The 21,875-nt window shown below is 46.7% G+C and carries 21 protein-coding genes and 1 pseudogene; 14 read left to right on the forward strand and 8 right to left on the reverse strand.

Annotated features, from left to right (window positions below; genetic code table 11):
• Positions 1-149 precede the first annotated feature (149 nt).
• Entirely contained in the window at positions 150-1,028 is an 879-nt protein-coding gene (gene hslO / locus OCV12_RS00480; protein ID WP_261885087.1) for an Hsp33 family molecular chaperone HslO, read from the reverse strand.
• Positions 1,029-1,046: 18 nt separating this feature from the next.
• Positions 1,047-1,433, reverse strand: a complete 387-nt coding sequence (hslR, locus tag OCV12_RS00485) for a ribosome-associated heat shock protein Hsp15 (protein ID WP_017629473.1) — start codon at positions 1,431-1,433, stop codon at positions 1,047-1,049.
• A 288-nt stretch (positions 1,434-1,721) separates the two neighbouring features.
• Between hslR and gspC the strand changes: the two genes are divergently transcribed.
• The 12 genes from gspC to OCV12_RS00545 all read left to right on the forward strand — a co-directional run bounded on the left by gspC (position 1,722) and on the right by OCV12_RS00545 (position 13,260).
• Positions 1,722-2,645 (forward strand): type II secretion system protein GspC, encoded by a 924-nt coding sequence (gene gspC / locus OCV12_RS00490; RefSeq protein WP_261885088.1) that lies wholly within the window; start codon positions 1,722-1,724, stop codon positions 2,643-2,645.
• Positions 2,646-2,686: 41 nt separating this feature from the next.
• A complete protein-coding gene (gene gspD / locus OCV12_RS00495) occupies positions 2,687-4,711 on the forward strand; it encodes a type II secretion system secretin GspD (protein WP_132940732.1) in 2,025 nt (674 codons plus the stop codon).
• Positions 4,711-6,213, forward strand: coding sequence for a type II secretion system ATPase GspE (gspE, locus tag OCV12_RS00500; RefSeq protein WP_017629476.1), 1,503 nt, complete (start codon positions 4,711-4,713; stop codon positions 6,211-6,213). The genes gspD and gspE overlap by 1 nt, the downstream gene beginning before the upstream one ends.
• Position 6,214: 1 nt before the next feature.
• Positions 6,215-7,435, forward strand: a complete 1,221-nt coding sequence (gene gspF, locus OCV12_RS00505) for a type II secretion system inner membrane protein GspF (RefSeq protein WP_261885089.1) — start codon at positions 6,215-6,217, stop codon at positions 7,433-7,435.
• An 88-nt stretch (positions 7,436-7,523) separates the two neighbouring features.
• Entirely contained in the window at positions 7,524-7,967 is a 444-nt protein-coding gene (gene gspG, locus OCV12_RS00510) for a type II secretion system major pseudopilin GspG (RefSeq protein WP_004741459.1), read from the forward strand.
• A 78-nt stretch (positions 7,968-8,045) separates the two neighbouring features.
• Positions 8,046-8,639 (forward strand): type II secretion system minor pseudopilin GspH, encoded by a 594-nt coding sequence (gene gspH, locus OCV12_RS00515; RefSeq protein ID WP_261885090.1) that lies wholly within the window; start codon positions 8,046-8,048, stop codon positions 8,637-8,639.
• The gene (gene gspI / locus OCV12_RS00520) at positions 8,626-9,021 is read left to right on the forward strand and encodes a type II secretion system minor pseudopilin GspI (RefSeq protein ID WP_261885091.1); all 396 of its coding nucleotides are present in this window, start codon (positions 8,626-8,628) and stop codon (positions 9,019-9,021) included. The genes gspH and gspI overlap by 14 nt, the downstream gene beginning before the upstream one ends.
• Entirely contained in the window at positions 9,008-9,739 is a 732-nt protein-coding gene (gspJ, locus tag OCV12_RS00525) for a type II secretion system minor pseudopilin GspJ (protein WP_261885092.1), read from the forward strand. Before gspI ends, gspJ begins: the two co-directional genes overlap by 14 nt.
• Positions 9,723-10,772, forward strand: coding sequence for a type II secretion system minor pseudopilin GspK (gene gspK / locus OCV12_RS00530; protein ID WP_261885093.1), 1,050 nt, complete (start codon positions 9,723-9,725; stop codon positions 10,770-10,772). The genes gspJ and gspK overlap by 17 nt, the downstream gene beginning before the upstream one ends.
• Positions 10,741-11,970 carry a type II secretion system protein GspL gene (gspL, locus tag OCV12_RS00535; protein ID WP_261885094.1) on the forward strand — a complete coding sequence of 410 codons (1,230 nt, stop codon included), beginning with the start codon at positions 10,741-10,743 and terminating at the stop codon, positions 11,968-11,970. The genes gspK and gspL overlap by 32 nt, the downstream gene beginning before the upstream one ends.
• Positions 11,971-11,990: 20 nt before the next feature.
• Complete coding sequence (locus tag OCV12_RS00540; protein ID WP_261885095.1) at positions 11,991-12,479, forward strand: type II secretion system protein M; 489 nt, start codon at positions 11,991-11,993, stop codon at positions 12,477-12,479.
• 1 nt (position 12,480) lies between these two features.
• The gene (locus OCV12_RS00545; RefSeq protein WP_261885096.1) at positions 12,481-13,260 is read left to right on the forward strand and encodes a type II secretion system protein N; all 780 of its coding nucleotides are present in this window, start codon (positions 12,481-12,483) and stop codon (positions 13,258-13,260) included.
• Positions 13,261-13,380: 120 nt separating this feature from the next.
• On the opposite strand, the gene cysQ is transcribed toward OCV12_RS00545, so the two are convergent.
• The 4 genes from cysQ to OCV12_RS24895 form a co-directional block, all read right to left on the reverse strand.
• Entirely contained in the window at positions 13,381-14,208 is an 828-nt protein-coding gene (cysQ, locus tag OCV12_RS00550) for a 3'(2'),5'-bisphosphate nucleotidase CysQ (RefSeq protein ID WP_048663063.1), read from the reverse strand.
• Positions 14,209-14,243: 35 nt separating this feature from the next.
• Positions 14,244-14,795 carry an ADP compounds hydrolase NudE gene (gene nudE / locus OCV12_RS00555; protein ID WP_176680704.1) on the reverse strand — a complete coding sequence of 184 codons (552 nt, stop codon included), beginning with the start codon at positions 14,793-14,795 and terminating at the stop codon, positions 14,244-14,246.
• A 298-nt stretch (positions 14,796-15,093) separates the two neighbouring features.
• A complete protein-coding gene (nfuA, locus tag OCV12_RS00560; RefSeq protein WP_026084098.1) occupies positions 15,094-15,678 on the reverse strand; it encodes a Fe-S biogenesis protein NfuA in 585 nt (194 codons plus the stop codon).
• Between the two features lie 109 nt (positions 15,679-15,787).
• Positions 15,788-16,501, reverse strand: a complete 714-nt coding sequence (locus OCV12_RS24895; protein ID WP_315972792.1) for a ComF family protein — start codon at positions 16,499-16,501, stop codon at positions 15,788-15,790.
• 93 nt (positions 16,502-16,594) lie between these two features.
• Between OCV12_RS24895 and bioH the strand changes: the two genes are divergently transcribed.
• Together bioH and OCV12_RS00575 are read left to right on the forward strand one after the other, a co-directional pair.
• Positions 16,595-17,371, forward strand: a complete 777-nt coding sequence (gene bioH / locus OCV12_RS00570) for a pimeloyl-ACP methyl ester esterase BioH (RefSeq protein WP_261885098.1) — start codon at positions 16,595-16,597, stop codon at positions 17,369-17,371.
• A 339-nt stretch (positions 17,372-17,710) separates the two neighbouring features.
• The gene (locus OCV12_RS00575) at positions 17,711-18,184 is read left to right on the forward strand and encodes a hypothetical protein (protein WP_017063078.1); all 474 of its coding nucleotides are present in this window, start codon (positions 17,711-17,713) and stop codon (positions 18,182-18,184) included.
• Positions 18,185-18,436: 252 nt separating this feature from the next.
• On the opposite strand, the gene OCV12_RS00580 is transcribed toward OCV12_RS00575, so the two are convergent.
• Both OCV12_RS00580 and greB read right to left on the reverse strand, forming a co-directional pair.
• Complete coding sequence (locus OCV12_RS00580) at positions 18,437-20,767, reverse strand: Tex family protein (protein ID WP_261885099.1); 2,331 nt, start codon at positions 20,765-20,767, stop codon at positions 18,437-18,439.
• 663 nt (positions 20,768-21,430) lie between these two features.
• Positions 21,431-21,769, reverse strand: a pseudogene (gene greB, locus OCV12_RS00585) (transcription elongation factor GreB); the annotation flags it as partial.
• Positions 21,770-21,875 lie beyond the last annotated feature (106 nt).

Below are 21,875 nucleotides of genomic sequence, written 5' to 3' on the forward strand. Positions count from 1 at the left end.
GCTAGGGGCGAGAACATTATTAATTGATTAAAATTAAGCGGTGATTTTATTACGAAATGTTAAGGAGTTTGCGCTATTTTGATCACAAAAAAGGCCAGCTGAGTGCTGACCTTTTTGGGGTAAATTACGTGTTTTTGGTACGCCGTAAATTAATGAACCGTATTGCTGCCTTTATCTGCTGCTTCTGCGTACAAAGCATCAACATCGTTCTTGTCGAACGAGTAGTTTGTGCCACAGTAATCACAGTGCAGAGCAACGCTACCTTCAGTGCTTAGGATGTCGTAGATCTCTTCTTGAGCAACGGTAATGATAGCCGCCGCGCTGCGATCACGAGAACAACCACAGAAGAACTCAACAGGTTGCGGTGTGAACAGCTGTACTTTCTCTTGGTTGTACAAACGGTAAAGCAGTTCGTTCGCTTCTAGAGTGAATAGCTCTTCGTTTTTCACTGTGTCTGTTAGCTGCTCTAGGTGCTCGAAGTCGTCTGGTGTTCCAGTGCCGTCAGGCATAACTTGCAGCAACATACCTGCAGCATGCGCTTTGCCTTCGTGCTCACCAGTACGTAGCCATAGACGAGTCTTAAGCTGCTCTGAGTTAGCGAAGTAACCTTCAAGTACTTCAGCTAGCGTGTCGCCTTCAAGACCAACGATACCTTGGTAACGCTCACCTTTCTTAGGATCGATAGTGATCACTAGGTGGCCTTTACCCATAAGGTCGTGCAGACCAGCGTCGTCAGCGATATCGCCTTCAAAGCGAGCAACACCACGGATCTTCTGATCGTGATCGCCATTAATAACTGCTAGAGATACTGGGCCGTCACCTTGCAATTGCATAGTGATCGAACCTTCAAACTTTAGGGTCGCAGTTAGTAGCGTTGTTGAAACCAATAGCTCACCCAGTAGTTTTTGCACGGGTGCTGGGTATTCCTTGCTAGAAATAATTTGTTGGTACGCTTCATCCATTTGTACCAATTCACCACGTACTGATAGGTCTTCAAATAGGTAGCGATTTAAAACATTGTTTGCCATTTGGCTATTCCTTCTAGCTTATTGATGCTTGAACTTGATGATGTCACGACGTTGCTTCTTATCAGGGCGACGCTCTGGAGCTGGGTTATGAGCATTCAGTTTGCGCTGTTTGGCAAACTCTTCTCTCTTTGCCAAGCTCTCGGTGGTTTCTTCATAGAGGGTTTGAGCGATCGGAGCTCCACCGCGATGGGCAGAGATTTTCTCGATAGTCACCGTCTTTTCTTCATTACCTTGACGCAGTGTAATCACTGCCCCAAGTTCGACAATTTTACTTGGCTTGCTGCGCTGACCATTATAGTGGACTTTGCCACCATCGACCATGTTGCGAGCAATCGACCGGGTTTTGTAAAAGCGTGCTGCCCACAACCATTTATCGAGTCTGACAGCTTCATTAGCAGTTTTCATATAGGGCTGTGCCTTATTAAGTGAGAAATGAATGCGGTTTAACTGTAATGAACAGTGCGCAACATGTTTTTGATGATGCTTATCACATTAAGTAGAAGCTTTAAGTGGAGGCGGTTGGCATTTTTTTCAAGTCATATTACAAAATAGCCATGTTATGCCGATTTATCGATTTGCTATGATATAGTTCAGGATCTTATGCTTAAATAAGCTCGGTATCGAACGAATGAATAAAAAAGCTGAAAGTTTAATGATTTGCAGCGTTTGTCGTCATGAAAAGGGGCAAGGAAAGTGAACTTTTTAGAGCTCAAAAATAGCGTAGGAAATTCTCCTGTGTTGAGCCGCTTATTAGAGAATGGATTTGTACTTCAGCAGAAACTGAGCCTAGCTACGTGTTGTGTGTTGATTGCAGCTTCTGCATGGATTTTAGGACAGCTTGCATGGTTTATCGAACCTGCCGAGCAAACAGTCGTGCCTTGGAAAGCAACCGCTTCATCGTCTTCTGCACCTCAATCGACCCTTGATATCTCATCTTTGCAGAAGAGTAACCTTTTTGGTGCCTATAACCCAACTACGGCTCCAGTGGTTGAGCAACAAGTGATCCAAGATGCACCAAAGACGCGATTGAACCTAGTATTGGTGGGTGCGGTTGCCAGTTCGAATCCCAAATTAAGTTTAGCTGTGATTGCTAATCGCGGCACGCAAGCAACCTACGGAATTAACGAAGAGATAGAAGGCACTAGAGCCAAGCTCAAAGCCGTGTTAGTGGATCGCGTGATCATTGATAACTCAGGTCGTGATGAAACCTTGATGCTTGAAGGTATTGAGTACAAGCGTTTGGCGGTATCAGCCCCTGCGCCACCTCGCGCTTCTTCATCTGTTCGTGGTAATAACCCCGCTTCTGCAGAAGAGAAGTTGGATGAAATTAAAGCGAAGATAATGAAAGATCCGCAACAAATCTTCCAATATGTTCGCTTGTCTCAGGTGAAGCGCGACGATAGTGTTATTGGTTATCGTGTGAGCCCTGGCAAAGATTCAGAACTTTTTAACTCTGTTGGGCTCCAAAACGGAGATATTGCCACTCAGTTAAATGGGCAAGACCTGACAGACCCCGCCGCTATGGGCAACATATTCCGTTCCATCTCAGAGCTAACAGAGCTAAACCTCGTCGTTGAGCGAGGTGGGCAACAACATGAAGTGTTTATTGAATTTTAAAACTTTGCGTCTAACGAAGGACGAAAGTGTAGGAGAAGTACGTGAAGCATTGGTTTAAGAAAAGTGCATGGTTACTGGCAGGAAGCTTAATCTGCACACCCGCAGCCATCGCTAGTGATTTTAGTGCCAGCTTTAAGGGCACTGATATTCAAGAGTTTATTAATATCGTTGGTCGTAACCTTGAGAAGACGATCATCGTTGACCCATCGGTGCGCGGGAAAATCGATGTACGTAGCTACGACGTCCTCAATGAAGAGCAATATTATAGTTTCTTCTTAAACGTTTTAGAGGTGTACGGCTACGCGGTCGTTGAAATGGACTCGGGTGTTCTGAAGATCATCAAAGCCAAAGACTCTAAAACATCGGCAATTCCAGTGGTTGGTGACCGTGACTCAATCAACGGCGACAGCGTCGTGACACGTGTTGTGACGGTGCGTAATGTGTCGGTTCGTGAGCTTTCTCCTTTGCTTCGTCAATTGAACGACAACGCAGGCGCGGGTAACGTTGTGCACTACGACCCTGCAAACATCATCCTAATTACAGGCCGAGCGGCGGTTGTAAATCGCCTCGCTGAAATCATCAAGCGTGTTGACCAAGCTGGTGACAAAGAAATTGAAGTTGTTGAGCTAAAGAATGCTTCAGCAGCCGAGATGGTACGCATTGTTGATGCCCTCAATAAAACCACAGACGCAAAGAATACGCCTGCCTTCCTTCAGCCTAAATTGGTTGCTGATGAGCGTACTAACGCAATCCTTATCTCAGGTGACCCTAAGGTTCGTAGTCGTTTAAGAAAGCTTATCGAGCAACTTGATGTCGAAATGGCAACGAAGGGCAATAACCAAGTTATCTACCTTAAGTATGCGAAAGCTGAAGATTTAGTGGATGTATTGAAAGGTGTATCGGACAACCTGCAATCAGAGAAGCAGTCATCAACCAAAGGCAGCTCATCGCAACGCAACCAAGTGATGATCTCTGCGCACAGTGATACCAACTCATTGGTTATTACTGCACAGCCAGACATCATGAACGCGCTGCAAGATGTGATCGCTCAGCTGGATATTCGTCGTGCTCAAGTACTGATTGAAGCCTTAATTGTCGAGATGGCTGAAGGTGACGGCATTAACCTTGGTGTGCAATGGGGTAACCTTGATACTGGTGCTGTGATTCAGTACGGCAACACCGGTGCATCGATCGGTGGTGTCATGGTTGGTCTGGAAGAGGCCAAAGACACTGAAACGACCACTGCAGTCTACGACTCTGATGGTAACTTCCAACGTAATGAGACGACTACTGAAAAGGGTGACTATTCAACACTAGCGTCAGCACTTTCTGGTGTTAATGGCGCGGCTATGAGTGTGGTGATGGGTGACTGGACTGCACTGATCAGTGCGGTAGCGACCGATTCCAATTCAAACATCCTATCTTCTCCAAGTATTACGGTAATGGATAACGGCGAAGCGTCATTCATTGTTGGTGAAGAGGTTCCGGTTTTAACGGGTTCAACTGCAGGCTCAAGTAACGACAATCCATTCCAAACCGTTGAACGTAAAGAAGTGGGCATCAAGCTGAAGGTTGTTCCACAAATCAACGAAGGCGACTCTGTTCAGCTGAATATTGAACAAGAAGTATCAAACGTTTTGGGCGCGAACGGCGCAGTTGATGTGCGTTTTGCTAAGCGTCAATTGAATACGTCTGTGATTGTTCAAGATGGTCAAATGTTGGTACTTGGTGGCTTGATTGACGAGCGTGCATTAGAGAGTGAATCTAAGGTGCCATTCTTGGGTGATATCCCAGTGCTTGGGCACCTGTTTAAATCAACCAGTACTCAGGTTGAGAAAAAGAACCTAATGGTATTCATTAAGCCAACCATCATTCGTGATGGCATGACGGCAGATGGTATCACTCAGCGTAAATACAACTTCATCCGAGCAGAGCAGTTGTACAAGGCAGAGCAAGGTTTGAAATTGCTTGATGACGATAACATCCCAGTATTGCCTAAATTTGGTGCTGATATGAATCACCCGGCTGAAATTCAAGCCTTCATCGATCAAATGGAAACAGAATAATGGCTGAATTGGTAGGGGCGGCACGTACTTATCAGCGCTTGCCGTTTAGCTTTGCGAACCGCTACAAGATGGTGTTGGAATATCAACACCCAGAGCGTGCTCCGGTACTTTATTATGTGGAACCTCTGAAATCGGCGGCGATCATTGAAGTAAGCCGTGTGGTGAAAAACGGCTTCACGCCACAAGCGATCAGCGCAGACGAATTTGATAAAAAACTGACCGATGCGTATCAGCGTGACTCGTCGGAAGCACGTCAGCTAATGGAAGACATTGGTGCCGACAATGATGACTTCTTCTCGCTAGCTGAAGAGCTGCCACAAGATGAAGACTTGCTTGAGTCAGAAGACGATGCGCCAATCATTAAGTTAATCAATGCGATGCTGGGTGAGGCGATCAAAGAAGGCGCTTCAGATATCCATATCGAAACCTTTGAGAAGTCACTGTCTATTCGTTTCCGTATTGATGGTGTGTTACGTGATGTTCTTGCTCCGAGCCGTAAACTGGCCCCGCTATTGGTATCTCGTGTGAAGGTTATGGCTAAGCTAGATATTGCCGAAAAACGCGTGCCACAAGATGGTCGTATTTCTCTGCGTATTGGTGGCCGAGCGGTCGATGTTCGTGTGTCTACGATGCCTTCATCACACGGTGAACGTGTGGTAATGCGTCTACTAGACAAAAATGCGACTCGCCTAGACTTGCACAGTTTGGGTATGACGGCAGAGAACCACGAGAACTTCCGTAAACTGATTCAGCGTCCGCATGGCATTATCTTGGTAACGGGTCCTACAGGTTCGGGTAAATCCACGACCTTGTACGCCGGCCTGCAAGAACTCAACAGTAACGAACGCAACATCCTTACCGTTGAAGACCCAATTGAATTCGATATTGATGGTATTGGTCAAACGCAAGTGAACCCTAAGGTTGATATGACCTTTGCTCGTGGTTTGCGTGCGATTCTTCGTCAAGATCCCGATGTGGTTATGATTGGTGAGATCCGTGATTTAGAAACCGCTGAGATTGCCGTTCAAGCCTCTTTGACGGGTCACTTAGTAATGTCGACCCTCCATACCAATACCGCGGTAGGTGCCATCACGCGTCTGCGTGATATGGGCATCGAACCCTTCCTTATCTCTTCTTCACTGCTTGGTGTTCTGGCTCAGCGCTTGGTTCGTACCTTGTGTAACGACTGTAAAGAACCTTACGAAGCAGACAAAGAGCAGAAGAAGCTGTTTGGACTGAAGAAGAAAGACAGCCTGACGCTTTACCATGCCAAAGGGTGTGAGCACTGTAGCCACAAAGGTTACCGAGGCCGTACCGGTATTCATGAGCTTCTGATGGTTGATGAGTCGGTTCAAGAGCTGATTCACAGCGAGGCGGGCGAACAAGCGATCGAGAAAGCAATTCGTGGCACAACCCCAAGTATTCGAGAGGATGGCTTGAGCAAAGTTCTGAAAGGGGTAACGTCCCTAGAGGAAGTGATGCGCGTGACCAAGGAAGTCTAGTATGGCGGCATTTGAATACAAAGCGCTGGATGCTAAAGGTAAAAGCAAAAAGGGCTCGATTGAGGCGGATAACGCTCGTCAGGCTCGCCAGCGTTTAAAAGAGCAGGGCTTGATGCCGGTCGAGATGACCGAAGCCAAAGCGAAAACAGCGAAAGGCTCAACGCCATCAACCAGCTTTAAGCGTGGCATCAGCACGCCTGATCTTGCCTTGATTACTCGTCAAATATCAACGCTTGTCCAATCGGGTATGCCTTTAGAAGAGTGCTTGAAGGCAGTCGCTGAGCAATCTGAAAAGCCACGTATTCGAACTATGCTATTAGCGGTTCGCTCTAAGGTTACCGAAGGCTACTCGTTAGCAGACAGCCTGTCTGATTATCCACACATCTTCGATGAACTGTTTAGAGCTATGGTGGCGGCAGGTGAGAAGTCGGGGCACTTGGATGCGGTATTGGAGCGATTGGCTGATTACGCGGAAAACCGCCAGAAGATGCGTTCTAAACTTCTGCAAGCGATGATCTACCCGGTGGTGCTGGTGGTGTTTGCAGTAACGATTGTTTCCTTCTTGCTTGCGACAGTAGTACCTAAGATCGTAGAGCCGATCATCCAAATGGGCCAAGAGCTGCCTCAATCGACACAATTTTTATTAGCATCGAGTGAATTTATCCAGAATTGGGGCATCCAATTACTGTTGTTGATCATTGTTGTGATTGTTCTGGTTAAGACCGCGCTGAAAAAGCCGGGTGTTCGCATGAGTTGGGATCGCAAATTATTGAGTATTCCGCTTATCGGCAAGGTAGCAAAAGGGATCAATACCTCTCGCTTTGCACGCACACTCTCAATCTGTACCTCGAGTGCGATTCCTATCCTTGAAGGGATGAAGGTCGCGGTTGACGTGATGTCGAATCACCATGTGAAGCAACAAGTATTACAAGCATCGGATAGCGTTAGAGAGGGGGCGAGCCTGCGTAAAGCCTTGGATCAAACCAAACTCTTCCCACCGATGATGCTGCATATGATTGCCAGTGGTGAGCAGAGTGGTCAATTGGAACAGATGCTGACAAGAGCGGCAGATAACCAAGACCAAAGCTTTGAGTCGACCGTGAATATCGCTCTAGGCATATTTACCCCAGCCCTTATTGCTTTGATGGCTGGCTTGGTGCTGTTCATTGTGATGGCGACCCTAATGCCGATGCTTGAAATGAACAATTTAATGAGCGGTTAACGTATTGCTCATCAGACGTTAGTTTTTGGATTGTCGAGAAGAAGGACATCATTACTTTCGACTCGCGGTCTGTAATTTGGAGAAAATAATGAAAAATAAAATGAAGAAACAATCAGGCTTTACCCTATTAGAAGTGATGGTTGTTGTGGTTATCCTTGGCGTATTGGCGAGCTTTGTTGTACCTAACCTATTGGGTAACAAAGAGAAGGCTGACCAACAGAAAGCCATCACTGATATCGTGGCGCTAGAGAACGCGCTAGATATGTACAAACTGGATAACAGCGTTTACCCAACAACGGATCAAGGTCTTGATGCATTGGTTTCTAAGCCAAGCAGCCCAGAGCCTCGTAACTACCGTGACGGTGGCTATATCAAGCGTCTGCCAAACGACCCTTGGGGTAACGAGTACCAATACCTAAGCCCTGGTGATAACGGCACTATCGATATCTTTACGCTTGGTGCTGATGGCCAAGAAGGTGGTGAAGGTATTGCTGCGGATATCGGCAATTGGAACATGCAAGACTTTCAATAAGCCTCGGCTCATTGCTTGATGCGTTATTGTTGTTTGATTCGTTATTGATAGTAGAACATAAACAGATGGAGTCTAAAGGTGAAAACTAAGCAAATACAGCCAGGTTTCACCTTGATTGAGATTCTTTTGGTATTGGTATTACTGTCAGTAACGGCGGTTGCTGTTATCGCGACCATTCCTACCAATAGTAAAGATGTTGCCAAAAAATACGCTCAAAGTTTTTATCAACGAGTTCAGCTACTCAATGAAGAAGCTATTTTAAGTGGCTTGGATTTTGGCGTTCGTGTTGATGAAAAGAAATCGACTTACGTTCTGATGACTTTGAAGTCTGATGGTTGGCAAGAAACTGAGTTCGAAAAGATCCCTTCTTCCACTGAATTACCAGAAGACCTCGCACTGACGCTGACACTCGGCGGTGGCGCTTGGGAATATGACGATCGCCTTTTTAATCCGGGAAGCTTATTTGATGAAGATATGTTTGCTGACCTTGAAGAGGAAAAGAAGCCGAAGCCACCGCAGATCTACATCTTGTCGAGTGCTGAAACAACACCTTTTACGCTCTCTTTCTACCCAAATACGGGTGACACAGTACAAGATGGTTGGCGTATTCGCGTGTTAGACAATGGTGTCATTCGATTACTTGAACCAGGAGAAGAAGATGAAGAGGAATAATCGTTCTCCTGATCGCTCTCGTGGTATGACTCTTGGTTCTCGAGGAATGACTCTGCTTGAGGTGTTGGTTGCGCTTGCCATTTTCGCTACCGCAGCGATCAGTGTGATTCGAGCTGTAACTCAGCACATCAATACTCTGAGCTATTTAGAAGAAAAAACCTTCGCCGCTATGGTTGTTGATAATCAAATGGCCTTGGTGATGCTGCATCCTGAGAAGCTTAAAAAAGCACAGGGTACGCAAGAGCTAGCGGGAAGAGAGTGGTTCTGGAAGGTGACACCGATTGATACCAGCGATGATTTATTAAAGGCGTTTGATGTGAGTGCAGCAACCAGTAAGCAAGCGTCTCCAGTCGTTACGGTGCGAAGCTATGTGGTCAACTAAGAGCGTGTTCTTTAATAAACGTGTGCCTCGTAAACAAGGTCTATCTTCAAAAGGGAGAGGCTTTACCTTAATTGAAGTCTTGGTCTCGATCGCTATCTTTGCCACATTGAGCATGGCGGCTTATCAGGTAGTGAATCAGGTTCAACGAAGTAACGAGCTATCAATCGAGCGCAGTGCCCGTTTGAATCAGCTACAACGTAGTTTGGTCATTTTAGATAATGATTTTCGCCAGATGGCAGTACGACAATTTCGTACTAATGGTGAAGAAGCATCATCTAAGCTGATATTAATGAAAGAGTATCTACTCGATTCCGACAGTGTTGGCATCATGTTTACTCGCCTTGGTTGGCATAACCCACAACAACAGTTTCCTCGCGGAGAAGTCACCAAGGTTGGCTATCGCATCAAAGAGGAAACGCTTGAGCGTGTATGGTGGCGTTATCCCGATACTCCTGCAGGCCAAGAGGGTGTGATTACTCCACTGCTAGATGGTGTAGAAGGCTTTGAGATCGAGTTTTATGATGGGAGTCGCTGGGGCAAAGAGTGGCAAACCGATAAGTCACTGCCTAAAGCGGTGAGACTCAAGCTGACAGTGAAAGATTATGGTGAGATAGAACGAGTTTATCTTACTCCCGGCGGAACCCTAGATCAGGCTGATGACTCTTCAAGCAGTGACTCTGTAGGTGGTAGTGAGGGGAATAATGACTCATCGACCTAACAAGCTTGTAGCGACAAGTTCGGCTTTCGGCCGCAAACAACGTGGTGTCGCGCTGATCATTATTTTGATGCTACTCGCGATCATGGCAACCATTGCTGGCAGTATGTCTGAGCGGCTGTTTACTCAGTTTAAACGCGTTGGTAACCAGCTCAACTACCAACAGGCCTATTGGTACAGCATCGGCGTAGAAGCGCTTGTGCAAGACGGTATTAGGCAAAGTTATAAAGATAGTGATACCGTAAACTTAAGTCAGCCGTGGGCGTTAGAAGAACAAGTGTACCCACTAGATTATGGCCAAGTTAAGGGGCGCATCGTTGATGCTCAGGCGTGTTTTAATCTCAATGCGCTAGCTGGCGTTGCGACGACTTCAAGCAACCAGACACCTTATTTAGTGACAGTTTGGCAGACCTTATTGGAGAACCAAGACGTTGAGCCTTATCAGGCAGAGGTTATCGCGAATTCAAGCTGGGAGTTTGTTGATAGCGATACTCGAGCGACCTCTTCCGCTGGCGTAGAAGACAGTACCTATGAGGCGATGAAGCCATCTTATTTGGCGGCTAACGGCTTAATGGCAGACGAATCAGAGCTACGAGCCGTTTATCAAGTTACGGGTGAGGTGATGAATAAGGTTCGCCCATTTGTTTGCGCTCTGCCTAGCGATGATTTCCGCTTGAACGTGAATACACTAACGGAAAAACAAGCACCACTATTGGAAGCGATGTTTGCTCCGGGCTTAAGTGAATCGGATGCGAAACAGCTGATAGACAAACGTCCATTTGATGGTTGGGATACGGTGGATGCTTTTATGCAAGAGTCTGCCATTGCTGGTGTCAGTGGCGAAGTTAGCAAAAAAGCCAAAGCATATTTAACTGTAGATAGTGCCTATTTTGAGCTAGATGCAGAGGTATTAGTTGAGCAGTCACGTGTGCGTATACGGACGCTTTTCTATAGTAGTAATCGAGAAACAGTGACGGTAGTACGCCGTCGTTTTGGAGGAATCAGTGAGCGAGTTTCTGACCGTTCGACTGAGTAGCGAACCACAAAGCCCTGTGCAGTGGTTAGTTTGGTCGACAAGCCAACAAGAAGTGATAGCAAGTGGCGAACTGTCTAGCTGGGAACAGCTTGATGAGTTAACGCCTTACGCTGAAAAGCGCAGCTGTATCGCTTTATTGCCGGGAAATGAATGCTTAATTAAGCGTGTTGAGATCCCGAAAGGTGCTGCACGCCAGTTCGATTCTATGCTGCCGTTTTTATTAGAAGACGAAGTTGCACAAGATATCGAAGACTTACACCTGACTATTTTAGATAAAGACGCCACTCATGCGACCGTGTGTGGTGTTGAACGTGAATGGTTAAAACAAGCTTTAGAACAGTTCCGCGAAGCCAATATTGTCTTCCGTAAGGTGCTGCCAGATACACTAGCTGTACCTTTTGAAGAACAAGGTATCAGTGCGTTGCAGATAGACCAGCATTGGCTATTGCGCCAAGGCAACTATCAGGCGGTATCAATCAGTGAAGCGTGGCTCCCAATGTTTTTGCAAAGTGATTGGGTTGTCGTTGATGATGAAGAAAAGCCTGCGACGATCTTCAGTTACACCTCAATGCCGAGCGACGACGTTCAGCAGCAAAGTGGAGTGGAATGGCAAGCTAAGCCTGCTGAGTTGGTGATGTCTCTAATGAGCCAACAAGCGATCACAAGCAGCGTGAATTTACTGACTGGCACCTTTAAAACCAAATCTTCATTCAGTAAATATTGGCGTGTTTGGCAGAAAGTGGCGATTGCGGCTTGTTTGCTGGTGGCGGTGATTGTGACTCAACAGGTGTTGAAGGTTCAGCAATATGAAGCGCAAGCCGAAGCTTACAGAATGGAAAGTGAGCGCATCTTCAGAACTGTATTGCCAGGTAAACAGCGTATTCCAACGGTGAGCTACCTTAAGCGTCAGATGAACGATGAAGCCAAGAAGTATGGAGGTTCAGGCGATGGTGACTCCTTACTTGGATGGCTAGCCTTGTTGCCAGAAACTTTAGGGCAAGTGAAATCGATTGAAGTCGAAAGCATTCGCTACGATGGCAACCGTTCAGAGGTTCGACTGCAGGCTAAAAGTTCTGACTTCCAACATTTTGAGACCGCGAGAGTGAAGCTCGAAGAGAAGTTTACCGTTGAGCAAGGGCCATTGAATCGTAATGGCGATGCTGTGTTTGGCAGCTTTACTCTTAAACCCCGTCAGTAACCTGCGCAAGGAGATCAGTGATGAGAAATATGATTGAACCACTCCAAGCGTGGTGGACTTCAATAAGTCAAAGGGAGCAGCGATTAGTTGTCGGCTGTTCAATTTTATTGGTGGTAGGTGTGGTTTATTGGGGGCTAATACAGCCACTCAGTCAGCGAGCTGAACTCGCGCAAAGCCGCATTCAGAGCGAGAAGCAACTGCTGGCTTGGGTAACCAACAAAGCCAATGAAGTGGTTGAACTACGAGGCAGTGGCGGCATCAGTGCTAGTCAGCCTTTGAACCAATCCGTACCTGCTTCTATGCGTCGCTTTAAGATTGAGTTAATTCGTGTACAGCCACGTGGCGAGATGCTGCAAGTATGGGTTAAACCTGTACCCTTTAATCAGTTCGTAGATTGGCTAACATACCTGAAAGAAAAGCAGGGTGTTGAGGTTGAGTTCATGGACATTGATCGTTCTGATAGCCTTGGGGTTATTGACGTCAACCGACTACAGTTTAAACGAGGTTAATGTGAAACGCGGTTTATCTTTGAAGCTAGGTCTGCTCTTTGGTGGCATCTTTATTGTCTTTTTCTCGGTTAGCCTGTTACTGCACTTACCGGCCTCATTTGCTCTCAAGCATGCACCTGTTGTTCGTGGATTGAATCTTGAAGGTGTTGAAGGGACGGTTTGGCAAGGTCGTGCCAACAATGTCGTGTGGCAGCGTGTTAATTACGGCTCAGTACAGTGGGACTTCCAGTTCTCTAAACTGTTCCAAGCAAAAGCTGAGCTAGCGGTTCGTTTTGGTCGCAATAGTGACATGAACTTGTCAGGAAAAGGGCGTGTTGGGTACAGCATGAGTGGCGCGTATGCGGAAAACTTAGTGGCATCAATGCCTGCTGCGAACGTGATGAAATATGCCCCAGCCATTCCAGTACCTGTTTCGATTGGTGGACAAGTTGAACTGACAATCAAACATGCGGTTCACGCTCAACCTTGGTGTCAGTCGGGCGAAGGTACGCTTGCTTGGTCTGGTGCTGCCGTTGACTCTCCGGTGGGTTCATTAGACCTAGGTCCTGTAATTGCCGACATTACCTGTGAAGACAATACTATTGCAGCCAAAGGTACTCAGAAGAGTGACCAAGTAGATAGTGAGTTTTCTGCGAGTGTTACGCCTAATCAAAGCTACACCTCAGCAGCATGGTTTAAACCGGGGGCTGAGTTCCCGCCAGCAATGCAGAGTCAGCTTAAGTGGCTAGGTAACCCAGATAGCCAAGGTAAGTACCAGTTTAGCTATCAAGGGCGTTTCTAGCCCAGTATCTGCTTCTTAGCTAGTATCCGCTGGTTATCCAATATCGAGAGATAAAAAATGGGCACCTCACTGAGGTGCCCATTTTATTTGAACATCAGATTGTTATGAGACTAAGTGGTTTTAGTCTTTACCCTGTAATATCTCTGCCCAAGGCAAGTCCGCGTCACCAAGCACAATGAAATTCGGGTTCTCAAGGGTCTCTCTTTCGTTGTAAGAGAGCGGTTCTAGTTGAGTACTCAAGATACGACCGCCAGCTTCCTCAACAATGCACTGGGTTGCTGCGGTATCCCACTCGCCGGTAGGTCCAAGGCGCAAGTAACAATCGACAGCGCCTTCCGCGACTAAACAGGCTTTCAGTGCGGCAGAGCCAAGAGGCACCAAATCATAGTTCCAAGCAGAACTCATGCGGCTCGTGATACGGTTGATATCTTGGCGGCGGCTGATCGCCATTGCGATGGATTGGTTTGGCAACTCGTGACGGTGCGTTTTGATTTTAACGCTGTCATTAAGGTCTGGGATCTTCCAAGCCCCTTTGCCGCTGTAAGCGTAATAGCTCACACCAGAAACAGGCGCATACACCACACCCATTACCGGCTTGTTATGTTCGATTAGGGCGATAATTGTCGCAAAATCACCACTTCTTGCAATGAACTCCTGCGTTCCATCTAATGGATCTACCAACCAGTAACGATCCCATTGCGCGCGTTTTTCTAGGCTAATGTCAGCGGCTTCTTCCGACAACACCGGGATATCTGGCGTGAGCTCACTGAGCTTTTTCGAGATCAGCTTATGCGCTGCCAGATCGGCACTGGTGACTGGTGTGTCGTCACTCTTGGTGAACTCTTCGTAATCTTTCTTTTCGTAGATCTCTAAGATGAGTTGGCCTGCAGAGCGAGCAACCTCAATCACAGAGGGTAGGAGATGAGACAAATCTTTTGTTGTTGGCATAAATATTCTCTTACTCTTCGAGTGCGCTTATGGCTTTAATTATTATTGAGTGATCGAAGGGTCAATAGTAGGGCGGTAATACTGCGAGCCTCACAGAAGTCGAGATGCGTTAATAGCTCTTCGGCTTGAGCAAGCGGCCAGCGCACAATGTCCAGTGGTTCAGGTTCATCACCTTCTAGCTTCTCTGGGTAGAGGTCTTCTGCTATAAACAGCGTCATTTTGCTAGAAAAGTAAGAGGGAGCGAGGATCACTTCCTTTAGTGGAGTAAGCTTGTTGGCACCAAAGCCAATCTCTTCCTTGAGTTCACGAACCGCGGCTTCACTCGGTTGTTCGCCTGGATCAATCAGTCCTTTCGGAAAGCCGAGCTCATAGCGTTCAGTACCCGCTGCGTATTCACGCACTAATAGAATATCGCCCTGTTCAGTAATCGGAACCATCATTACTGCGTTGCGCCCGCTGGGCTTCATGCGTTCGTAAGTGCGCTCTTCACCGTTTGAAAAGCGTAAGTCGAGAGACTCGATAGAGAATAGTTTTGATTGAGCGACAGTTTGCTGAGCCAAAATTTCTGGCTTGGTCCTTTTTGTCATTGCGCTCGCTCCTTAGCTCATTGGAATTCTTTCTTATAAAGTCATTCTAATATAGGGGAAATGACGTTGAGTTCCTAGATCCGAGTTTTCATATCCGAGAATTATTGAAGCAGGAACCGATTGCGATCACTTGAATACCTTACTCAAGATGGTAACGAGGCGAGAATATTGGCGACTAGCATAAGGAATACAAGAACATAGGAAGCCTAGATTAAAGTGTGTATGCTCAGTCCGAAAACAAAAAAGGTTGATGCTTGCGCATCAACCTTTTAAATAACGACTAACACTAAATTAGTGATTAGTAGTAAGAGTGCTCACCACGATCGTGCTCAGTTGCATCACGAACAGCAGTCAGTTCACCTTCGAACTGTTGAAGAAGTTCTTTTTCGATGCCTTCTTTTAGAGTCACATCAACCATAGAACAACCGTTACAACCGCCGCCGAATGCTACGATAGCAGCACCGTCTTCAGTGATTTCTACTAAGCTAACGTGACCGCCGTGACCAGCAAGTTGTGGGTTAACTTGTGTTTGAATTGCGTACTCAACACGTTCTAGAAGCGGCGCATCGTCCGATACTTTACGCATCTTAGCGTTTGGTGCTTTAAGTGTTAGTTGAGAGCCCATTTTATCTGTAACGAAGTCAATTTCAGCTTCGTCTAGGAACGGTAGGCTTAGCTCATCTACGTACGCAGAGAAAGCTTCGAACTTAAGCTCTGTATCAGATGCTTCAATCGCATCTGTTGGGCAGTAAGAAACACCACACTCAGCGTTTTGTGTACCTGGGTTTACCACGAACACACGAATGTTTGTACCTTCAGGCTGCTGTGACAGCAGATTGGCAAAATGAGTTTGAGCTGTTTCTGTAATAGTAATATTTGACACGACGAATACCTGAGTAAATTTGTAGGCTATTAGCGCCATTCTACTCCTGTCAGATTTGTAATTCAGCCCTTTTTTGTTGGATTGCTGTACAAGTAGCGACTCACACCAGTTATCCAGAGGGCTCAGGAGTGCGGCAGATGCAGTAAATATCAATCCTTTTCACCCCTACTTCAAGTAGTAATTGGCATAATTGATACACAGTACTGCCTGTGGTTACAACATCATCAATTATCGCGACGTGCGAATAATCCGTCGCTGAAAAGTTTAAATTTTTCAGAACGAAAGCGCCCTTTAGATTACTTTTTCTTGCCGGCTTGGTGAGCCCTTGTTGGGAAATCGTTGAGCGGGTTCGTCTAAATAAAACGGCATTTTTGATGTTGAGCTCGTGAGCGGTGTAACGCGCCAATAACTCACTCTGATTAAAGCCACGATGAATGTACCTTTGCCAATGCAGTGGGACACTCGTCAGCAACGATGCGGGCTCTTCAATCCGTGACGCTAATAACTTCGACAAGTCGCGAGCAAACCAGAACTTATCTGCGTACTTCATTTGATGAATATAACCAGCGGTTGGAAAGGTGTAATCGCCGACACAATAGAGGCGATGCCAAGGTGGTGGCTTTGATAAGCACTCACCACACTGCTCAACGGTGGTGACGGTTTTTAAGCCACATCGTTGGCAGCGAGGTACTGGCTCAAAGAGTTTGAGACAAGAATTGCACCATCGAGGATGTGTATCATTAGGGCATTTATCTAGCTTACACAGGTGGCATTGAGGTGTGACCAGACGTGGTGTGTGTTTTTGTAGCCAATCGGATAACATAGCTCGTGATGCTTTTGGGTTATGGTGTTCCTTTTGCTCACCATACTGAAAAGCGCAGTTTATCGCTGATGGAAAAAGTAGGGAATATTGAGAATGAGTGACGCGTTGTATTGGCATGTTTCAGGGCAAGGACCCGATTTGGTATTGGTTCATGGTTGGGGAATGAACGGTGCGGTATGGCAGCAAACCGTTAATGCATTAGAGGCCGATTTCCGCGTACACGTTGTCGATTTGCCAGGGTACGGACACAGTTCTCACTGCCACGCTCAAGATCTTGAAGAGATAGCTCAACAGCTGTTGGCCGAGGCGCCAAAGCAGGCGATTTGGGTCGGTTGGTCACTCGGTGGCTTGGTTGCGACACACATGGCGATCCATCATTCAGACTACGTGAGCAAACTGGTGACGGTTGCGAGTTCGCCGAAATTTACTGCCGAAAAAGAGCCTGTATTATGGCGAGGTATTCAGCCCAACGTATTAACCGCATTCACCGAACAGCTGGTGGAAGATTTCCAAACCACCATCGAACGCTTTATGGCATTGCAAGCCATGGGCAGCCCATCAGCAAGGCAAGATGTAAAACAGCTCAAGCAAGCGGTGTTGTCTCGCCCGCTACCCAATCCTGATTCATTATTGGCTGGTTTAAAGATGCTGTCTGATGTTGACCTACGTGAACAGCTACCTGAGATCTCAGTGCCTATGCTTCGCTTGTATGGCCGATTAGATGGACTCGTGCCAATTAAGGTCGCTAAAGATCTGGGCAATGCTCTGCCTCATACTGAGCAATACATTTTCACTCAGTCTTCACATGCACCGTTTATGACCGAAGCGGATGCCTTTTGCAGTGAGCTTGTCAGCTTCGCACAAAAATAATTGCTAAATATATATCCGGCTTGGTCGATATATAAGCTAATACCAATCACAGTAAGTAAGTGTTCAACAATAGCGTAGGAAAAAGGCTTGAGAACAAGGCAGAGTTTTTCGATAAGTAGTTATTCTACAATCAAAAAATCTAACGCCGTTATCGAGCATTTTAACAAGCTAGGATGATCAGTTATTTACTACGATTGGTATAACACCAACGTGTTGCATGATACTCAGACCTAACTCTCTCCAGAGCTGATTGCGGTAAGTTGGGCTATGCCTGTTGTGCGTTCTCGGTACAACAGTGCTATGGCAATAGTGATGGGCGATTCTTGAGGAGAGTTCGCGATGATTGTGTCACCTGCAACTGCAGTGAGTGTGCCACTAATCGCCCCGTCCGTTAATGTGCAAACAGAGCAAGTTGCGCGTGATAATAGAGTCCGAGAGCCTGTTGCTCCCGCAGTAGCATTGGCGAGAACCAATGCAGAGCGTAAGGTAAAATCAGACGATAAACGAAGGCAGCAGTCGGCTTGGGATCCTTCAGACCATCCAGGTTATGAAATGGAGAACGAGTCAGAGGCCAATTCGGTTAGCCAAGAAGAGCCACAAGACCCTTTTGATAGGCTGTTCAGCTTATTGGCACTGAAAACATACAGTGCTGATCAAGGCAAAGGCTATACCATGCGTTTCCGCCTGCCAAAGCATGTTTTAGATGCGGCGATTCAGGAAGGACAGATGGAGAAACGACGTAAGGTCATAAAGTATCATTATGGTCATGCTGTTGCGCCTCATGCTCCGTCAGAGATGTTAGTCGTATTATGATTATACTCTTCATACTTGAAGCCGCAGCGTTGTTAACTGCGTAAGTTCACCCTAATCACATAGAACCCCTATGCTCATAGGGCTGAACTTACTTGTTGCCTAGCTGCAGCTACAATTATTTTGAGTATAAAGACGAAGGATACAACCAAGCTTCGATGTCTTTTTTGAACACATAATAAAAAAAACCTGCATACCCTAAGGGATGCAGGTTTTCTGTTTTAAGCTAATCCGCTTTTTAGATGAGCTAACGGATTATTTTTTCGCTTTTGCAAAAGCAGCGGCAAATGCACCACCCATCGCGGCATTTTGTTGTGGCTCCTCACGACGGCGTTGACCACCTTGCGAGTTTTGATTCGAGCGGTTTTGTGTGCGAGGTGCACTTGAACGTTGAGCACGGTTGTCTTGTCCCGGTTCGTCCTTCATACGCATGCTTAGTGCAATACGTTTACGCTGAACATCCACTTCCATCACCTTCACTTTCACGATGTCGCCCGCTTTCACCACTTCACGTGGGTCAGAAACAAAGCGATCGGTCAGCGCTGAAATGTGCACTAAGCCATCTTGGTGAACACCAATATCAACGAAGGCACCAAAGTTGGCCACGTTCGACACCACACCTTCTAGAATCATGCCCGGCTCTAGATCTGAAACGCAGTTTACGCCATCAGCGAAGGTTGCAGTCTTGAACTCAGGGCGAGGGTCGCGTCCTGGCTTATCCAGCTCCTTGATGATGTCTGTAACTGTAGGTACACCAAAGCTTTCATTGGTGTAATCAACCGCGTGCAAACCACGTAAGAAGTCGGTATTACCTACCAGAGATTTGATGTCTTTTTGGTTTTTCTCAGCGATGGTTTTCACCACAGGGTAAGCTTCCGGGTGAACCGATGATGCATCTAACGGGTTCTTACCATCCATAATACGTAGGAAACCAGCACACTGTTCAAAGGCTTTTGGCCCCAAGCGAGCGACTTTCTTCAGCGTAGTACGAGCTTCGAAGCGACCATTCTCATCACGGAAGTCCACGATGTTCTGAGCGATGGTGCTAGAAAGACCCGCTACGCGAGTAAGTAGCGCGGCAGACGCGGTATTCACATCAACACCCACGGCGTTTACACAGTCTTCGACAATCGCATCTAGGCGCTTAGCAAGCATGGTTTGGCTAACGTCATGTTGATATTGGCCCACACCGATCGATTTAGGGTCAATCTTCACAAGCTCCGCCAATGGATCTTGTAGACGACGAGCGATGGATACCGCACCACGAATCGATACGTCCATGTTCGGGAATTCTTTCGCCGCCAACTCAGACGCTGAATAAACGGAAGCACCTGCTTCGCTAACAATAATTTTTTGTGCTTTTAGGTTGCCGCGTTTAATTACGTCAGCCACAAAGCTATCGGTTTCGCGTGAAGCCGTACCATTACCAATCGCAATTAGGTCGACATTGAACTGACGAACCATCTGCTCAACAACGTGTGCTGATTTGTCGTATTGCTTTTGTGGTGGGTGAGGGTAAATCGTTTCTGTCGCGAGAACTTTACCTGTTGAATCCACCACCGCGATTTTTGAACCGGTACGTAAACCTGGATCTAAGCCCAACGTTGCACGAGGGCCAGCAGGTGCAGCCATGAGCAGGTCTTTAAGGTTGGTCGCGAATACTTCAATCGCTTCGATTTCAGCACGCTCTTTCATTGCGCCCATTAACTCGGTTTCCATGTGCATAGAAACCTTGATGCGCCATGCCCAGCTGATCACTTGCTTGCGCCATGCATCTGCTGGTGCGCTGCTTAGGGTAATGCCGTAATGATCAGAGATGATGTTCTCGCAGTAAGAACCACGTACACCTTCTTCTTGTTCAGGGTCTGCGTTCATCGCCAGTGTTAGGAAGCCTTCATTGCGGCCACGCAGCATGGCAAGCGCACGGTGTGATGGCACTTTGCTCAGAGCTTCGTTGTGCTCGAAGTAGTCTTTGAACTTCTCACCTTCGTTCTCTTTGCCAGCCACAACACGAGCACTAAGCTCTGCATTACGGTTTAGGTGTTGGCGAATCTTTTCAAGTAGATTTGCGTCTTCCGCAATGCGCTCCATGATGATCGCACGTGCGCCATCGAGTGCTGCTTTGGTATCGGCAATGCCTTTGTCGTTGCTAACAAAGTTGGCTGCTTCGGTTTCAGGATCGTGCTGTGGTTCAGTCCATAGCGTATCGGCCAGTGGCTCTAGGCCTGCTTCAATTGCGATCTGACCTTTGGTGCGGCGCTTTGGTTTGTATGGCAGGTATAAATCTTCTAGGCGAGTCTTGCTGTCAGCCTGAGTGATATCACGCTCGAGTTCTGGCGTGAGTTTCCCTTGGTCTTGAATCGACTTAAGAATCGTTTGGCGGCGATCATCAAGTTCGCGAAGGTAAGAAAGGCGACTATCAAGGTTACGTAGTTGGGTATCGTCTAAGCCACCCGTGACCTCTTTACGGTAGCGGGCAATAAAGGGAACGGTGTTACCGTCGTCAATTAGGTTTACTGCGGCGGTGACTTGCTCTGAACGAACATTCAGTTCTTCAGCAATCAGTCGACAGATAGCTTGGCTCATCCGATGAATCTCTTATTTAATATCGTGATAAATACATGGGGGTGAGCGTACGCTTTTTCTAGCTTTGGCTGTGTAATTATCCTGTCAGAAGTCGAATTTCCGTTTGTGATACCCACTTTGTGCGAGATCTCTTACAAGTGATGTGCGACTAAGTCACTTTAAACCGATGAAATCTTCCTAAAATTAACTTAAGTAATTGATTTAATTGTGCTGATTGTTTGAGGGCATATTTCTCACCTGAAATGTTTTTTGGGACTATCTAGGAAATAGCGCCATTTCCCGTAATATTTAACTTGTCGACAGGGAGTTGGCAGGAACAGGAAAAAGCCTAATGGACTAGGTATCTTTAGGATGAAGATTTGATTACTTAGGATGAGTGGTCAGCAAGGAAGTGATAATCTCTGGATGAGATTCGCCAGTCAGGATGACAGGCTAGAATGGACACCGCTAGGATGGCGATGAACAAAAAGGAAATTGGTTAAAGGATTTAGCCACTATCAAGGAAAGATGCAGGGAGCACCTTATCTCGAAGAGATAAACAGTAGCCGGATTGCTGCGATAGAGACTTAACCCCGCTAGGCGAAAGCCTTGCGGGGTTTTCTTTTATCTGGCGTTTGTAATGTCAGGCGAGGCCTTTTTCGCTACCTGCAAATCCGATAGACATTAGCTTTCTGCGTAGCGAATCGAGTTAACGAACCACTCTTTTTCGCCTTCTGGGGTTCTTACCGTAAATTCGTCATCCACTTCTTTCTTCAGCAGCGCACGTGCCATCGGCGAATCGATAGACACGTAGTTTTTTACGCCGCCATAGATCTCATCAGGGCCAACAATGCGGAATGTCTTTGTGTCGCCGTCGTCATTTTCGATCTCGACCCAAGCTCCGAAGAACACCTTGCCTTCTTGTTGTGGTGAGTAATCCACAACCTTTACTTGATCAAGACGTTTTCTTAGATAGCGAACGCGGCGGTCGATCTCTCGAAGGCGTTTTTTGTTGTACTGATATTAGTTCTACTCTTAAGAACGTACTAATAGCTGCAATACTACTTCTAACTATCTGATATTAAGCCGGCCTGCTTTATAGTTGAGTCATTTGAATTAGTAAGAACCA

Origin of the sequence: Vibrio pomeroyi, assembly GCF_024347595.1 — a bacterium.
GTDB lineage: Bacteria > Pseudomonadota > Gammaproteobacteria > Enterobacterales > Vibrionaceae > Vibrio > Vibrio pomeroyi.

Bases quoted from the DNA above. Each gene is read 5' to 3' on its own strand.
- hslO (WP_261885087.1), bottom strand. From the start codon at position 1,028: ATGGCAAACAATGTTTTAAATCGCTACCTATTTGAAGACCTATCAGTA.
- hslR (WP_017629473.1), bottom strand. From the start codon at position 1,433: ATGAAAACTGCTAATGAAGCTGTCAGACTCGATAAATGGTTGTGGGCA.
- gspE (WP_017629476.1), top strand. From the start codon at position 4,711: ATGGCTGAATTGGTAGGGGCGGCACGTACTTATCAGCGCTTGCCGTTT.
- gspF (WP_261885089.1), top strand. From the start codon at position 6,215: ATGGCGGCATTTGAATACAAAGCGCTGGATGCTAAAGGTAAAAGCAAA.
- gspG (WP_004741459.1), top strand. From the start codon at position 7,524: ATGAAAAATAAAATGAAGAAACAATCAGGCTTTACCCTATTAGAAGTG.
- gspI (WP_261885091.1), top strand. From the start codon at position 8,626: ATGAAGAGGAATAATCGTTCTCCTGATCGCTCTCGTGGTATGACTCTT.
- gspJ (WP_261885092.1), top strand. From the start codon at position 9,008: ATGTGGTCAACTAAGAGCGTGTTCTTTAATAAACGTGTGCCTCGTAAA.
- gspK (WP_261885093.1), top strand. From the start codon at position 9,723: ATGACTCATCGACCTAACAAGCTTGTAGCGACAAGTTCGGCTTTCGGC.
- OCV12_RS00540 (WP_261885095.1), top strand. From the start codon at position 11,991: ATGAGAAATATGATTGAACCACTCCAAGCGTGGTGGACTTCAATAAGT.
- cysQ (WP_048663063.1), bottom strand. From the start codon at position 14,208: ATGCCAACAACAAAAGATTTGTCTCATCTCCTACCCTCTGTGATTGAG.
- nudE (WP_176680704.1), bottom strand. From the start codon at position 14,795: ATGACAAAAAGGACCAAGCCAGAAATTTTGGCTCAGCAAACTGTCGCT.
- OCV12_RS24895 (WP_315972792.1), bottom strand. From the start codon at position 16,501: ATGTTATCCGATTGGCTACAAAAACACACACCACGTCTGGTCACACCT.
- bioH (WP_261885098.1), top strand. From the start codon at position 16,595: ATGAGTGACGCGTTGTATTGGCATGTTTCAGGGCAAGGACCCGATTTG.
- OCV12_RS00575 (WP_017063078.1), top strand. From the start codon at position 17,711: ATGATTGTGTCACCTGCAACTGCAGTGAGTGTGCCACTAATCGCCCCG.
- OCV12_RS00580 (WP_261885099.1), bottom strand. From the start codon at position 20,767: ATGAGCCAAGCTATCTGTCGACTGATTGCTGAAGAACTGAATGTTCGT.